The sequence below is a fragment of the Rhodovibrio sodomensis genome (assembly GCF_016583645.1).
In the GTDB taxonomy this organism is placed as follows: Bacteria; Pseudomonadota; Alphaproteobacteria; order Kiloniellales; family Rhodovibrionaceae; genus Rhodovibrio; species Rhodovibrio sodomensis.
The window spans coordinates 15,849-31,106 of the sequence record NZ_NRRL01000031.1; the positions used below are offsets into that span (position 1 = coordinate 15,849).

Annotated in this window: 13 protein-coding genes; 8 read left to right on the forward strand and 5 right to left on the reverse strand. The window is 68.6% G+C overall.

The features are described from left to right. Positions 1 to 64: 64 nt before the first annotated feature. A complete protein-coding gene (locus tag CKO28_RS12645) occupies positions 65 to 478 on the forward strand; it encodes an organic hydroperoxide resistance protein (protein WP_200341145.1) in 414 nt (137 codons plus the stop codon). Positions 479 to 725: 247 nt separating this feature from the next. Here the strand turns inward: CKO28_RS12645 and CKO28_RS12650 are convergent, their stop codons facing one another. Further along, complete coding sequence (locus CKO28_RS12650; RefSeq protein WP_200341146.1) at positions 726 to 869, reverse strand: hypothetical protein; 144 nt, start codon at positions 867 to 869, stop codon at positions 726 to 728. A 508-nt stretch (positions 870 to 1,377) separates the two neighbouring features. Between CKO28_RS12650 and CKO28_RS12655 the strand changes: the two genes are divergently transcribed. Beyond that, positions 1,378 to 1,935, forward strand: coding sequence for a hypothetical protein (locus CKO28_RS12655; RefSeq protein WP_200341147.1), 558 nt, complete (start codon positions 1,378 to 1,380; stop codon positions 1,933 to 1,935). A 176-nt stretch (positions 1,936 to 2,111) separates the two neighbouring features. Then, positions 2,112 to 4,229, forward strand: coding sequence for a glucans biosynthesis glucosyltransferase MdoH (mdoH, locus tag CKO28_RS12660; RefSeq protein WP_200341148.1), 2,118 nt, complete (start codon positions 2,112 to 2,114; stop codon positions 4,227 to 4,229). A 40-nt stretch (positions 4,230 to 4,269) separates the two neighbouring features. On the opposite strand, the gene CKO28_RS12665 is transcribed toward mdoH, so the two are convergent. The 3 genes from CKO28_RS12665 to CKO28_RS12675 all read right to left on the reverse strand — a co-directional run bounded on the left by CKO28_RS12665 (position 4,270) and on the right by CKO28_RS12675 (position 7,158). After that, positions 4,270 to 4,833, reverse strand: coding sequence for an acyloxyacyl hydrolase (locus tag CKO28_RS12665; RefSeq protein WP_200341149.1), 564 nt, complete (start codon positions 4,831 to 4,833; stop codon positions 4,270 to 4,272). 148 nt (positions 4,834 to 4,981) lie between these two features. After that, complete coding sequence (locus tag CKO28_RS12670) at positions 4,982 to 6,058, reverse strand: CobW family GTP-binding protein (protein ID WP_200341150.1); 1,077 nt, start codon at positions 6,056 to 6,058, stop codon at positions 4,982 to 4,984. Positions 6,059 to 6,063: 5 nt separating this feature from the next. Then, positions 6,064 to 7,158, reverse strand: a complete 1,095-nt coding sequence (locus tag CKO28_RS12675) for a COX15/CtaA family protein (protein WP_200341151.1) — start codon at positions 7,156 to 7,158, stop codon at positions 6,064 to 6,066. Between the two features lie 318 nt (positions 7,159 to 7,476). Here CKO28_RS12675 and CKO28_RS12680 point away from each other — a divergent pair, with 318 nt between their 5' ends. The 3 genes from CKO28_RS12680 to CKO28_RS12690 are packed head-to-tail and all read left to right on the forward strand — an operon-like array spanning position 7,477 to position 12,075. Then, on the forward strand, positions 7,477 to 9,852 hold the full coding sequence (locus CKO28_RS12680; protein ID WP_200341152.1) for a CHASE2 domain-containing protein: 2,376 nt from the start codon (positions 7,477 to 7,479) through the stop codon (positions 9,850 to 9,852). Further along, a complete protein-coding gene (locus tag CKO28_RS12685) occupies positions 9,849 to 10,262 on the forward strand; it encodes a hypothetical protein (RefSeq protein ID WP_200341153.1) in 414 nt (137 codons plus the stop codon). Before CKO28_RS12680 ends, CKO28_RS12685 begins: the two co-directional genes overlap by 4 nt. Positions 10,263 to 10,311: 49 nt before the next feature. Further along, a complete protein-coding gene (locus CKO28_RS12690; protein WP_200341154.1) occupies positions 10,312 to 12,075 on the forward strand; it encodes a M48 family metalloprotease in 1,764 nt (587 codons plus the stop codon). Between the two features lie 286 nt (positions 12,076 to 12,361). Here CKO28_RS12690 and CKO28_RS12695 read toward each other — a convergent pair whose 3' ends face one another. Then, entirely contained in the window at positions 12,362 to 12,628 is a 267-nt protein-coding gene (locus CKO28_RS12695) for an usg protein (RefSeq protein WP_200341155.1), read from the reverse strand. Positions 12,629 to 13,105: 477 nt separating this feature from the next. Here CKO28_RS12695 and CKO28_RS12700 point away from each other — a divergent pair, with 477 nt between their 5' ends. Further along, the gene (locus CKO28_RS12700; protein ID WP_200341156.1) at positions 13,106 to 13,420 is read left to right on the forward strand and encodes a co-chaperone GroES; all 315 of its coding nucleotides are present in this window, start codon (positions 13,106 to 13,108) and stop codon (positions 13,418 to 13,420) included. Positions 13,421 to 13,494: 74 nt separating this feature from the next. Continuing rightward, the gene (groL, locus tag CKO28_RS12705) at positions 13,495 to 15,132 is read left to right on the forward strand and encodes a chaperonin GroEL (protein ID WP_200341157.1); all 1,638 of its coding nucleotides are present in this window, start codon (positions 13,495 to 13,497) and stop codon (positions 15,130 to 15,132) included. The last annotated feature ends 126 nt before the right edge of the window (positions 15,133 to 15,258 follow it).

A 15,258-nucleotide genomic window follows, 5' to 3' on the forward strand; every position in this document is an offset into this window, starting at 1 on the left:
GCCGGACGTCCCGGCGCCGTTAGTCTCGGCTGCGACTGGAAACCCTCGGGGAAGGACGCCATCGATGGAGAGCCTCTACACCGCACGTGCGATCGCGACCGGCGGGCGGAACGGCCGTGTCCGCAGCGACGACGGGCTGATCGATTACCAGCTCGCGATGCCGAAGGAGCTGGGCGGCCCGGGCGGCGAGGCGACCAATCCGGAGCAGCTGTTCGCCGCCGGCTATGCGGCCTGTTTCGCCAACGCCGTGAAGCGGGTCGCGCGCGAACAGCGGGTCGATTGGCAGACCCCCGAGGTGTCCGCCGAGGTCGGTATCGGGCGCGTCGACACGCGGTTCCATCTGACGGTGAGCCTGCATGTCACCAACCCGGGCCTGGAGCCGGAGCTTGCCTGCAAGCTGATGGCCGACGCGCACGCGATCTGCCCCTATTCGAACGCGGTCAGCGGCAACGTCGAGGTCAGCCTGCACCTGCGGTGACCGACCGGTGACCGCGTCCCATGCAACGCCGGTGTCGGGACGGCCTGATCGGTGCGAACGCGGCGGACAGCGTGAGCGCGGACAATTCCGTCGATCCAGGATCGCGGCGGCGCCCGCCATCGCGGGTTTGCCCGTTCACGTAAGCATCCGGCCGGCAACCTGGGAATATCGGCGCCGGCCGGAAAGCTGGGTCGAGCGCTGAGGGTATGATGCTGAAAGGTAGCTCCCCTTTCAGGTGAAGTGTGTGCTACCCGGCGATCGCGTCGCGCTGCAGTTCGGCGGCGACCAGGCGCAGATGATCGCGCACCGGCTGTGGCTGGCTTTCCGCCTGCACCAGCAGCTTGGCGGCAAAGTGCGTCAGGGCGCGGTGATAGCTGGTTTGCGTCGGCATCGGCCGTCCTCTCTGTATCTCGTTGTTATCCGTCGCTTACGCTGGCGGCTGGCGCGAGGATCAACGGCGTAGAGCAAAATCGATGAAGGTCGATGCGACCTTCATCGTGAATTTTGCTCTAACTGCTGGAAGAGAGAGCAAGATTCAGCTGAAAGGTGGCTTCACCTTGCAGCATCTTGCTCTAGCCGTCGGTATAGGCCTGACCGATCGGATAGGGCGCGTTCGCCCGGCGGCCCCGCCGGCTGTGACAGGGATGGTCCCGACCGGGCCCTGCGCGACCCGCCGCGCGCGTCATGGTGCGGCGCGGAAATTGGCAGTTTTCCGGGCTTCAGCGGGCATAACACGGACTCGCCACAAGACAGCGCGCGGGCAGTTCGTCACCTTAGGCGCGTCGTCAAACGCACCCGCCCAGCGCGGCCGTGAACATGGGGCTGCGGCGCCTTCCAACCGGGAGCGCTGCAAGACGGCCGGCGGGCGTGCCGTTACATAAGAGGGGATCGAGGACATCGTGTCTGTGGAACCGACGATCGCCAAACGCCTTGCCGAAACCGCGCCCGGGTCCGGCGCCGGGACCGCAGCCAAGCATCCTGCCGGTCCCGTGGAGGTTGAAGACGGCCGCCTGTGGCGCTGGGTGGCGCGCTATGCCCCGGCGGACCGTTGGACCCAACGGGCGCTCCACCGCACCTGCCGGAACGCGCTCAAGCAGATGCGCGGCGATCCCGAAAGCCCGGCGGCCGCGCGACTGGCCCCCGAGCGACTGGCCCCCGAGCGCGTGGAGCGGACGATCGACCGCTATTTGGCGCAGCTGCTGGGCGTTGGCGAGCCGAGCCACCGCCGGGCGCGCCTCAAGGTCCACGCCATGATGCAGCGCAAGGCGCCGGTCGACCGGCCGGCGGCCCTCGGCCGGATCGCGCCGGAGCAGATGGCGGGCGCGCGGCTGGGCCGGCCGTCCGGGCCGCTGGGCCGGCTGCGGGCGGCGAACGCCAACCGGGCACCGGACCGTGGGCCGGCGCCGCTCCTGCCGCCGGAAGCGCCGCTGGAGATGCCCGAGCAGGACCTCAGCTAGGGCAAGATGCTGAGAGGTGGACTCACCTTTCAGCTGAATCTTGCCGTCTCCTCAAGCATGTAGCTCTAGGTCGCGGATCGCGGCAGCTTCACGCGGCGTCCGCGGCCGCCCGGCCGGTCACAAGACGGGCGATCGCGACGTCGTCGACCGGCTGCGGGGCAGGCTGGAGGCCCGACATGACGACACAGACATCGACACCGCCGGCCGGTGTCCCGGCCGGCATGCCGTCGACGCCCAGCGCCGCGTCGGCCGGCCTGGCGGCCCGGCTGGGGCGCGGCGCGATCGCGCTGGCGATCCTGGCGACCTCGGCGGCGGGTACGACGATCCTGGTCGGCCGCCTGAACGCGGGCGGGCTGGACGCCGTGGAGATCGCCCTGATCGCGCTCTATGCCATCCTGATCCTGTGGATCGGATCCGCCTTCTGGTTCTGCGTCGCGGGCGCGATCTGGTGGCTCAACCAGCGTCGCCTGACCGGCACGGCGGCTCAGCACGTCCCGGAACCCGACGCCGCAAGAATCCCGGCCGCGCCCGATGGCGGCGCGCGCGCCGCGATCCTGATGCCGGTCTACAACGAACCGGCGGACCGCGTGTTCGCGGCCATGCAGGCGATCTACGAAAGCGTGCACCAGGCCGGCGGGCTGCATCTGTTCGACTTCTACGTCCTGAGTGATTCCACCGACCCGGAACACTGGGTCTGGGAAGAGCGCTGCTGGCTCAGCGTGACCGGCCACCTGGGCGCGGACGGCAAGTTCTACTACCGCCGCCGGCGTGACAACGCCGGGCGCAAGCCCGGCAACATCGCCGAGTTCTGCCGGCGCTGGGGCGGACACTACGATTACATGGCCGTGCTCGACGCCGACAGCGTGATGGATGGCCGGACCCTGGTCGAGATGGTCCGGCGGATGGACGCCGATCCCGGCACGGCGCTGCTGCAGTGCTGGCCGCGGCCGGTCAACGGGCGCACGCTGTTCGCCAGGCTGCAGCAGTTTTCCGCCTCGCTGGTCGGTCGGCTGGTGGTCGCCGGCCTGGGCTGGGTGTCCGGGCGCGGCAGCACCTATTGGGGCCACAACGCGATCATCCGGGTGGACGCGTTCGCCCAATGCTGCGGCCTGCCCAAGCTAAGCGGCAAGCCGCCGCTGGGCGGCGAGATCCTGAGCCACGACTTCGTCGAGGCCGCGCTGCTGGTGCGCGCCGGCTGGGCCGTCAGGATCGCGCCGGACCTGGCCGGCAGCTACGAAGAAGCGCCGCCCAACCTGCTCCAATCGCTCAGCCGCGACCGGCGCTGGTGCCAGGGCAACATGCAGCATCTGCGCGTGCTGTTCGCCCGCCGGCTGCACTGGATGAGCCGGGTCAACCTGCTGGTCGGGATCATGAGCTTCGTGTCCGCCCCGCTGTGGGCGGTTTTCGTCGGCCTGACGATCGTCCAGGCCGGCCGCGCCGACGTCTGGGATCCGATCGCCGACGGAGGCGCGCCGACGCCCCAGGCGGCCGGCCCGCTTGGTGTCGACATGCTGGCGGCGGTGGCGCAGGAGACCCAGGTGATCGGCCTGCTTGCCCTGGCCGCGGTGCTGTTGCTGGGCCCGAAGGTGATGGGCGCGCTGCTGGTCGCGTTCGACCCCACGCTGCGGCGCAGCCATGCCGGCATCGGCCGGCTCGTCGCCGGGCTTGGGCTGGAGACCCTGCTGTCGGCGCTGGCCGCGTCGGTGATGATGGTGATGCACGCGCGCTTCGTGATCGAGGTGCTGGCCGGGCGCGCGGTCAAGTGGTCGGCCCAGCAGCGCGATGCCGACCGGGTGTCGTGGGCGGAGTGCTGGCGCGCGCACGGCGCGCAGACGGGCCTGGGCGCGGCGCTCGCGCTCGGCACGGCGGTGGGCGCGCCGACGCTGTTCTGGTGGCTGTCGCCGGTGGTGCTGGGCCTGCTGGTCGCGGTGCCGCTGTCCTACCTGCTGGGCCAGGCGGATGCCGGGGCGTGGCTGCAGTCCCGGCGCCTGTTCGCCACCCCGGAGGAGGGGACGGCGCCCGCGGTGCTGGCGCGCTGCCGCGAACTGGTCGATACGGCCGACGGCATGGACCGGCCGGCATTGGCCCAGGCGATCGCCGATCCGTGGCTGAACGCCGTGCATGTCGCGCTGATCCCGCACGCCGACCGGCCGGCGCCGCCCCGCCCCGCGCTGGCCGATGCGTTCGCCCGCGCCCGCCGCGACGGCTTGGCGGCCCTGAGCGCGGACGACTGGAAGCTGCTGCTGGCGGATTCGACGGCGACGCGCGAACTGCACCTGGCCGGGGCCAAGTAGTGTCGTCCGGCGCCGCGCTTGCGCGGGGCCGACGGCCGGATCAGTCGGCGAATAGCGGCGCGAAACTGACGGTGTAGCTGAGGAACAGCGTGTCGGCGCCGGGGTTGCTGTCGTGCAGGCCGGCATTGGAGACGTGCCGGAACGACACCCCGACCAGGTCCTCCCACGGCAGCCGGTAGCCGAGGTAAAGCTGGCTGGCGAACTGGAAGGTGCCGCCCAAATCCCGGCTGTCGCGCTCTTCCCAGGCGGCGAGGCTGGCACCGGGCCAGATCACCAGATTGTCGGCCGGCCGGATGTCCAGGAACAGGCCCACCTGTCCCAAAGCGCCGCCGTCGGTGTTGATGCTGGCCCCGATCTGCGGACCGATCCCGCGCCAGATGTCGCCCGGTCGGGCATCCATCTCGAAATAGCGGACACCCGGCCGGTAGAGGGCGCCGAATTCCGTGGCCTGCATGTCGTGGTCGATCACGTCGAAGTAACCGACGCTGAGGTCAAGGTGATCCCGGACGCCGTCGTTCTGCGCATAGGCCGGGCCGGCGATCAGCCCGACTGCAAGGCACGCCGCTGCAATGGCTGCGCGCGCGCCACCCCCGATTGTCGTCATAAAGCCCCCACTGTGCAGCCCTTACCGGCCCTGGCCTGGTGTGCTCAGGGCGCCCCTGGATGCGACCGCATTAGCGCAAGTTAGAATAGAACACAAATGTTCCGGTGATCCCGGTCCGCCAGCGGGCCCGGTCCAATGCCGCTCTACGCTAACGCGTCGCGGCCGAGGTGTCGGCAAGGAACGCGCGCATGGTATCCGCGACCGCCTGACGTTCCAGGTCGCGCACGATGAAGACCAGCTGGGTCCGGCGGTCGCCGTCGTCGGGCCAGGCGGGCAGGGCGGCTGGCGGGTGAAAGACGTGCTGCACGCCGTGGACCACGACCGGGCGCGCCTCGCCCTCGACGTTGAGCAGGCCTTTCAGCCGCAGCAGGTGCTGGCCGTAAGTGGTGACCAGCATCTCCACCCAGTTGGCGAATCGCTCCCAGTCGACCGGCGCGTCCCAGGTCAGGGTGAAGGCGTGGATCCGGTCGCCGTGACGATTCGGGTCGTGCCCGGATTCGTGCTCGTGTCCGTGCTCGTGGCCATGGTCGTGATCACGGTCGCGCTGGGCGTAGGCTTCCGCGGCCAGCCAGCGGCGGACGTCGGCCGTCTTGGTCTCGGGATCGTACAGCCCGGCGCCGAACAGGCGGTCCGGGGCGACCTCGCCGTGCGCGACGTGAATCCGGGGGGCGGCCGGGTTCAGCGCCGCCAGCCGGCGCTCCAGCGCCGCCAGCTGGTCGGGGTCGGACAAGTCGGTCTTGGTCAGCACCAGCCGGTCGGCGACCGCCGCCTGCTTTACGGATTCCGGCTGACTGTCCAGCGTCGCCGCGCCGGCCGCGGAATCGACGCAGGCGACCACGCCGTCCAGCCGGTAATCGCGCTGGACCATCTGGTCGTTCATCAGGGTGTGCAGAATCGGCGCCGGGTCGGCCAGGCCGGTGGTCTCCACGATCAGCCGCTTGAACTCCGGCACATCGCCGCGGATCCGGCGCGTGGAGAGCTGCTGCAGTGTCTTCACCAGGTCGCCGCGCACGGTGCAGCACAGGCAGCCGGAATTCAGCAGGACGGTGTCCTCGCGCGCGCTCTCGACCAGCTGATGGTCCAGGCCGACGTCGCCGAACTCGTTCACGATCACCGCCGTCTCCGCCATCTCGGGGCGGTGCAGCAGGTGGTTGAGCAGGGTGGTCTTGCCGCTGCCGAGAAAGCCGGTGAGCACGGTCACCGGGACCTGATGTCGGCTTTCCATGGGTATTAGCCCTGTGTGGGTGTGCGGGTCTCGGCGGCCGGGTTCAGGCGGGTCAGCGCCCAGACGGTGAGCCCCAGCAGGGTCAGCGCGCCGGCCTGGTGCGCCGCGCCGAGCCAGACCGGCACGACCCACAGCAGCGTCCAGATGCCCAGGCCCAGTTGCGCCGTCGCGGCCAGCGCCAGCAGGCCGAGCGCCCGGCGCGCGGTCAAGGCCAGCGGGCGCGCGCGCGCCCAGAGCCATAGGCCGAGCGCGGCGACCACCGTCAGGATCGCCAGGACGCGGTGATTGAACTGCACGGCCGCCGGGTTCTCGAACGGGTTCAGCCAGGTCGGCTCGCGGATCCAGTAGCCGCTCGGCACCCACTGTCCGGCCATCTTGGGGAAGGTGTTGTAGGTCAGCCCCGCATTGATCCCCGCGACCAGCGCGCCCGCCAGGATGGTGACCGCGAGCAGCCCGGCGAACGCCCGCAGGCCCAGGCGCAGGCCGCGCGCCCCGGAACTCACGGCCGGGGCGGGCGCGAGCAGCGTGAACGCCACCCACAGCACGTAGGCGTAGATCAGCAGCGCGAGCCCCAGGTGCGCGGCCAGGCGATACTGGCTGACGTCGGTCCGCTCGGCGAACCCGCTCGCCACCATGTACCAGCCGACCAAGCCCTGAAGCCCGCCCAGCGCGAACATCGCGATCAGGTGCGGGGTGAGCGCGCGGCGGATCTTGCCGCGCAGCAGCAGGATTAGGAAGCCGCCGGCGAACAGCGCCCCGATCAGCCGCCCCCACAGCCGGTGGATCCACTCCCACCAGAAGATTTCCTTGAACTCCGCCAGGCTCATGCCGCGGTTGATCTGCTGGTATTCGGGGATCGTCTTGTAGAGCGCGAACAGCCGCTCCCACTCGGCCTGGGTCAGCGGCGGCAGGGTGCCCGAGATCGGCGCCCATTCCATGATCGACAGGCCGGATTCGGTCAGGCGCGTGATCGCCCCGATCACCGCCATGGCGAAGATCATGCCGGCGACCGACAGCAGCCAGACGCCGACGGCGCGGTCGCCGGTGCGGGCGGCTGTGCTGCGGTCAGTGCGGTCGGAGGAAACGGCCAGCGTGCTCATGGCCGCCGATATAAGCCAGCCCGCCCGACCGGCCAAGCGCGGCGGATGGGCGCGGGGACTGGCGGGCAATGAACAGGTCCCATCGGTACAACCTAATTTTTGCGGGGCCCGCTTAACTGCCTTTCAGTAGCGGTGCTGGTTTGCGCGGTTGTATATTTCCGTGCTGCCAAGTTCGGGTGCTGCCGGGGCGCGGTTAACTGCCGCAAGGTGCGTTTACGAGTTTTTTCCGGTCCGACTGCACGTCTCGGTGGCGGGTACGCCTGAAACTTGTGTATATGCTCCTTGACACAAACTCGGGTCGAATTGGGTGGGCGTGCGGTGACTCAACGACGCGACGAGACGGGCAGCGCCCAGACCCCTTCGAGCGGTGGCCGTGCAGGCCTGCCGCCGTCGGCCAAACTCGCGCGCCGTCGCGAGCGCTACTTCAGGCCTTTGTTGGTACTCGCGCTGGCGGTTGTGAGTGTCCTCGGGCTTGAGCTGTTCGACCCCTACGGCATGTCGTCCGCCAGCGACCGCATATCCCGCCAGAGCATCAACGCCGTTCTGGCGCCTTGGTACGACCTGGAAGGGCGGCCCGCGCCCGAGGCCCGGGAGCCGGTCGACGCCGGGGAGCCGGCCTCGGCCCAAGACGCGGCGATCGTCCTGCTGATCACCGACCGCAGCCTCGAAAACGCCCATCTGTCCTGGCCGTTGGCCGCGACGCAGTGGCTCTACAGATTGCAGCAGTTGGCGGAGGAACACCGGCCGGCGGCGGTGGTGTTCGACGTGCTGTTCACCCACGAGCGGCCGGACCCGCGGGTTCCTGCGGCGTATCGGCCGCAAGCGCGCAGCGGACTTCCGAATTGTCAGTTTGTCGACCCGGATCCCGCCAGAAACGTCGCGAAGGCGAAGCTGCGGTCGCAACTCCTGATGGACCGCCACGACCCCCAGTACCGGAGCGACCTTGACCCGGTGCGCGCGGCGAGCCATCCGAAAAGCGCGTTCTGGTGCCTTAAATATCATTATCGGCCGGTTGATGGTCCGACCTATCCGGTCGACGTCGACGGGCCCGATGGCCGCTATGGCACCGGCGACGATATCCGCCTGGATCCCAGAATCCCTTTGATCCAAGCGGTGCCGAACCCGGCGGTTTCGGGGGCGATTGCCCGGCGGCTGATGAGAGCCGAGGCGCCGGGCGATTTCGTGATGTCGCAGGGGCCGGCGGTCCGGAACCTGAGCGACGCGGCCTTGCGGGATCGGCTGTTGATCCCCGGACTGCGGGGCATCGCGACGCCGGCCGTGGTCCAATCGGTAACCAATCCCCAGGAGCCGGGCGTCGTCCCGTTGGCCTTCAACCTGCAGGTTACCGGCGATGACGGATCTCAGCACGGCGTAAACTTGACCACGCCCGCCGTGGCGGCGCTTGCGGCCTACTGTCGCCACCTTTCGTCGGCCGATTTTCCCGGGTGCCGTTCGCTGAACGCCGAGGCGCGCCGATCCACCGCCCCGAGCGATACCGTCACGGGTGACGGGGATGCATGGGACTGGCGGCGGCCATTGTTCCTGCGTTGGGGTCTACTTCCTGCGGAGACCGAAAGCTTCGTAAAGCCGGACGGCAATGCCTGGCCAGGCTATCGCTCGCGCGCCCAGACCTGCACCTACCCACGCTCGGCCCTGGAGCAGGGCGACGGTTTGTTCGCCCGGCTCAAAGAGCTTGTTACCCGGGCGCACTGGAGTGTCGACATCGCTCTTTCCGACGGGGCCGGCGTCGACCGGGCCGGCGATCCGGGGTCGGCGCGGCAGAACTGCCTCTACACCCCCACGATGGTGGTCGACGTCGACCACTGGCCGGTTCGCGTCACCGACCTGATGCGCACGCATCCGGACGGGCCGGTCGACTTGGGAGAGCTGATCGACGGCCGCGTGGTGTTCATCGGCACGAACTTCGACGTCTACAGGGACGAGACGCTGTCTCCGGTGCACGAGGCCCTACCGGGTGTCTACAAGCACGCGATGGCGTTCGACAATCTGCTGCGCTTCGGGGACGACTGGAAGACACCCGCGCCCCCGATCATCGGCGCCGGGTTGAGCCTGATCGACTTGCTGCAAGTGCTGGCATTGGCAGGGTTGGGGGCCGGCGGCCTGATGCTGCGGGAGTGGCTTTCGCCGACGTATGTCCTAAACGGGTCGACCGAGGCATCGAAGCGCGACGCGGCGTGGGAGCCAATCCTTATCGTCGGGTGTCTGCTCGGGCTGCTCGTGCTGTGCCTGATCGTTACGCCGTGGCCGGCCGCCGACTGGCTGACGATGCTGCCCACGCTGGCCGTATACTACCGGGAACGCTTGTTGTTGGCCGGTCAAATGACCGGTCGCGCGTTTCTCGCCGGCGCCAACCGGCTCCTGCTCCAGGTCGGCCGCGGGCGGCGCGGGCGCGACGTGCTCCTGATCGCGTCGGCGGTTGGGGCCGGGCTTGGCCTGTGCGCCGAGCCGAACGCTGTTCTCGCCTGCGCGGCCCTGTTCGCCGTCCTATGGGCCTTTGGCTGGACCGGCGTTCAGTTCTGGCGCGTCGCGCGCGCGCGTTTCCGGCCGGCGCCGTCGCATCCGGCCGCCGCCATCCTGGACGGACATGCCTACGACGGCCGTTTGCCGCAGCCTCCCTTCGCATCCCGCTGCGCGCACTTCCCGCCCCCGAAACCTGATGGAGAACGATCGTGACACTCCGATTTGCCGCCGCCGTTCTGTTGGCTCTGGTAACCGCGGCCTGCTTCGCCGGCCCCGTGCGCGCCCAGGAGCGCTACGCCGACCACGTGATCGACAGCTTCGAAAAGGACGTGCTTCGCGCGTTCGATCCGGTGCGGCGCGTACCGGCGGACCGGGTCCGCGTCCGGGATATCCAACAGACCGAGCGGCAAAGCGGCACCGTCGTCAAGATGCGCAGCGTCGACGACTTGGTCTGCCTGAAACTGAAGCCGGGCACCGGCCGCGAAGAGGCGTGCGTGCTTGCCGCCGATCTCAGTCCCTGCGTCTGCGACTACGAGGTCGCCGACATTCCAGCCAAGCAATCCCAACAGGGGGGGCTCGCCGGGGTGGTGATGCCCAACGGCGGCAGCTGTTCCTGCAAGTGAGCCCCCTGTGCCGGTGTTTGGCCGACCCCACGACACGAGGAGTAACGGTGTGATCCAGTCAAGGAATGCGCGCGCGGGGCTTGCCGGCCTCCTGGCGGCCGCTGCCCTGTCCGCGTGCGTGACGGCGTCCGGCGGCAGCGCCCCGGCGGCTCCGGAGATTGGCTTCGTCGAGACCCGGTTCGATCCGAACGGCCCCGTTGAGACGACCGGCAACGTTGTGCGCGCAGGTACTTACGACGTGCCGCGCGGTCTCTACGGCATGGTCGGACGTGACAGCGTGCTGCTGCGCAGCGCGGATATGGACGGATACCTGCGCGAGGTCCTGAACCGGGTCGCGCGTGCGGTCACCGCGGCTGACTATACCGGCGAGGTGGGCGTGTTCGTGACCTCCCAGGCCAGCTTTCAGGCGGTCACCACACCGGCGAACGAAATCCTGGTCAGTTCGGGGGCGCTGGACGGGATGGCGAGCGAGGAGGAGGTTGCCTTCGTGGTGGCGCACGAACTCAGCCACGTCCTGCGCCAGGATCTTGAGCGCGGTGAGGTCATGGGCGGACAGGACCAGACCGCGACGCAGCTTTTCCGGATCGGGCAAGCGGCAAGCGATCTCGGGATCCGGGCCCTGACCGTGGTCGAAGGCGATCCCGAGGAGGCCAGGAAGATCCTGGCCTTGCGCCGTCAGATCTCGATCGCCGTGCACGCCCTCCAGCTGGCGCTTGAGAACAACGTCGGGCCGGCCTGGACGCGCGGGCAGGAACGGATCGCCGACAAAGCGGCGGCCGACATGATGCACAAGGCCGGCTACAACCCGCTGAACGCGGCCGCGGTCTTCGGCAAGCTCGGCGAGGCTCAGGCGCAGCGCTCGGCAGAGGTCGACCGCCACCTGAAGGAACTGACCCGTCTGACGGGCGAACTGGTGGCACTGCGCGAGAACGATCCGATGATCGCGCGGCTCAAGGGCGCTGGCGTCTCGCTGGGCGGTGAGCTGCTGGCCGGCGTGACGGACGCGGTGCGGGCCGATCCCTACGACGACGCGCGGGAACGCGAAGCGGCGTTCAAGGCCTATGTTGCGGAGCGCTACGGGTTGACCGAGCCCGGTCTCGGAAATGTCGCCAGTTTGAAACGCGTCAAGGAAGGCGACACCGACTACGCCGCGGTTCGCGCGCGGGTCGAGCTTGCGCGGGAGGCGGAGCGCACGTTCGAGGCCGCGCTGACCAGCAGCGCATCCGGCGAAGGCCAGGCGCCGACCATGAAAGACAGCGTGGCGCTCGCCCTGCAGGCGATTTCCGGACCCGGCAGCGAGGCCGGTCTGCCGCGGCTCGTGTTCCATCGGATCCGGAAGGAGACGGGCGACCAACGCCGGGCCCGGCTGAACCTCGAAGCGATCATGGCGCAATCGCGGCTTGGGCCGGCGCCTGTGATCGCGACAGCCGAGTATTTCGCGCACACCGGCGACCGCGAGAAGGCGCTGGAACTGGTCGACCGGCTGGCCTTGCGGTACGGCGACACGCAGGTCTATCCGGTGGCCTACGACGTCACCCACGCGCTCGGCGACACGGTCGAGGCGGAACGCATCCTCAAAGCCTGTCTCAGCGATGTGACGACCCAGTACATCCGCCTGCAATGCCGGCAACGCGAACGGGCACACACCCCTGAGGATGAAGAGCCGGGCTTCATGGAGAAGCTAGTTGGAAACGGCGCTGACTCCGGGGATGCCGCGGCCGACGGGACGGACGATACGCCGGCCGCATCGGAGCCCCAGGAGCCGGCATCGGGTCCGGGCTTTTTCGACGGGATGCGCGACCTCGTCAACTAGAGCAAGATGCTGAAAGGCGAAGCCACCTTTCAGCCGAATCTTGCTGTCTCTTCAAGGAGCTAGAACAAAATTCACGATGAAGGTCGACTTGACCTTCATCGATTTCGCTCTAGCGCGAAGCCGCGACGGGAAGAACCACCGCGAAGCTGAACCTCGCCCCCGGATGAACTGGCTGAGCGCAAACCTCGGCCGTCCCGCGTTGCGCTCAGCCGGGTCGCGGCAAACCGCGCGATCGCGCCCGAGCGCGGACCCGGTGACGCGGCTGCGACGTTGCCGCGCCCAGCCCCTACTGCAGCGTGTACTGCGCGTCCACGACGCTTATCTCGTCCGGGGTGATCACCTCGCGGCTGGCGACGCGCACGCTGTGCAGCTCGCCGTCCAGGTTTTCGCGCCAGAAGGCGAGGAAGCCGTGCAGGACCGGGTATTTCGGGACCAGATCGTAGTCCTGCCAGATGAACGTCTGCAGCAGGCTGGGGTGGTCGGGTAGGCGGTAGAAGATTTCGGCGACCGTCAGGCGGTAGCCGTCGAGCTGCGGGACCAGACGATGGTCCATCGGGCACCTCCAAGACCGTTGGGCGGTCGGGCGGCGCGGGCGACGGGTCGGCCCAGGGACCTTGAGGCTACGGGCCGCCCGCCGGCACGCGGGACCGCACCCCTTCAGGATGCCGTATCCAGCGCGGCGGGCAAGGAAAAAAGTGTTTTTGTCCAACTGTTTGGCAGCCACCGGCGTGGACTGCTGCCAGTCCCCGCCAAGCCGCTGGGATGCTCGGACTTGGCGCCACCAAGTGCCACAGCACTTTCTTCCACACAAGCGACTTGACTTGCACCGCCGGGCTCCTTACTTGACTAGCCCTCCTCGGGGGAGAGTGCTAACAACCCGGCGGGCAGTGGGCGCTGGCCGCCGACGGGCTCGCCCGACGACCGAGGGGACAGGCGTCAAGCAACCGCGCCCGCTTCATCCAACCGGCCCGTATCCGCGCACGCCGCGGCCCGGGAAGGGGCGCAAGAACTGGTAGGGAGACACCAGACGATGAAATTCCGTCCACTGCACGACCGCGTTGTGGTCAAGCGTCTCGAGCAGGATGAGAAGACCACCGGCGGAATCATCATTCCGGATACCGCGAAGGAAAAGCCGATGCAGGGCGAAGTACTCGCCGTCGGCCCCGGCGCGAAGGACGAGCAGGGCACCGTGCAGCCGCTCGACGTTCAGGTCGGCGACACCGTGCTGTTCGGCAAGTGGTCCGGCACCGAGGTCACGGTCGACGGCGAAGACGTCCTGATCATGAAGGAGTCCGACATCATGGGCGTCCTCGAGGGTCAGGCGGAGGGCAAGAAGGCCGCGTAACGCGCCGCTTGCCCCGCCTTCAGAGACCTGAGAACAAACCGTCAATACCTTTTCCGGAAGTAGGAAACACAGAGATGGCTGCCAAAGACGTCAAATTCGGTACCGACGCGCGCGACCGCATGCTGCGCGGCGTCGATATCCTCGCCAACGCCGTCAAGGTGACGTTGGGCCCGAAGGGTCGCAACGTCGTGATCGACAAGTCGTTCGGCTCCCCGCGCACCACCAAGGACGGCGTCACCGTCGCCAAGGAGATCGAGCTTAAGGATAAGTTCGAGAACATGGGCGCGCAGATGGTCCGCGAGGTCGCGTCCAAGACCAACGACCTGGCCGGCGACGGCACCACCACCGCGACCGTGCTGGCCCAGGCCCTGGTTCGCGAGGGCGCCAAGGCCGTGGCCGCCGGCATGAATCCGATGGACCTGAAGCGCGGCATCGACCTCGCGGTGGCCCAGGTGGTCGAGAACCTGGCCAGCCAGTCCAAGAAGGTCTCCGGCTCCGAGGAGATCACCCAGATCGGCACGATCTCCGCGAACGGCGACCTGGAGATCGGCAAGATGCTGTCCGACGCGATGAGCAAGGTCGGCAACGAGGGCGTGATCACGGTCGAGGAGGCCAAGGGCCTGGAGACCGAGCTCGAGGTGGTCGAGGGCATGCAGTTCGACCGCGGCTACCTCTCCCCCTACTTCGTCACCAACAGCGAGAAGATGGTCTGCGAGCTCGACAGCCCGTACATCCTGCTGTTCGAGAAGAAGCTGAACAGCCTGCAGCCGCTGCTGCCGGTGCTGGAGAGCGTGGTCCAGTCGAACAAGCCGCTGGCGATCATCGCCGAGGACGTCGAGGGCGAGGCGCTCGCCACCCTGGTGGTCAACAAGCTGCGCGGCGGCCTCAAGGTGGCGGCCGTCAAGGCGCCCGGCTTCGGCGACCGCCGCAAGGCGATGCTGGAGGACATGGCCGTCCTGACCGGCGGCCAGGTGATCTCCGAGGATCTCGGCATCAAGCTGGAGAACGTCACCCTCGACATGCTGGGTCAGGCCAAGCGCATGACCATCACCAAGGACGAGACCACGATCGTCGACGGCAACGGCAAGGCCAAGGACATCGAGGGCCGCGTCGCCCAGCTGAAGCAGCAGATCGAGGACACCACGAGCGACTACGACCGTGAGAAGCTGCAGGAGCGCCTGGCCAAGCTCGCCGGCGGTGTCGCCGTGATCAAGGTCGGCGGCGCCACCGAGATCGAGGTCAAGGAGCGCAAGGACCGCGTCGACGACGCGATGCACGCCACCCGCGCGGCCGTCGAGGAGGGCATCGTCCCGGGCGGCGGCGTCGCCCTGCTGCAGGCTTCCAAGGGCCTGGACAAGCTGAAGGGCACCAACGCCGACCAGCAGACCGGCATCGACATCGTCCGCCGCGCCCTGCAGGCGCCGCTGCGCCAGATCGCCACCAACGCCGGCGTCGACGGCGCGGTGGTCGCGGGCAAGCTGATGGAGAGCACCGACCCGCACTGGGGCTACGACGCCTATAAGGGCGAGTACACCAACCTGGTGAAGGCCGGCATCATCGATCCCACCAAGGTCGCCCGCTGCGCGATCCAGGACGCGGCCTCGGTCGCCGGCCTCTTGATCACCACCGAGGCGATGATCAGCGAGAAGCCGGAGAAGCAGTCCAAGGGCGGCGGCATGGACTACGACGCCGCCGGCGGCATGGACTTCTAAGACGAGCTACCACCGGCTGAGAGCTGGGGCCGCGGGGGAGACCCTGCGGCCCTTTTTCATGTGGGCGCTCTCGATATCCAGGAGCGGACGCTTCGCGGGTTAGCCTTGCCACAGCAAGTTGATCCC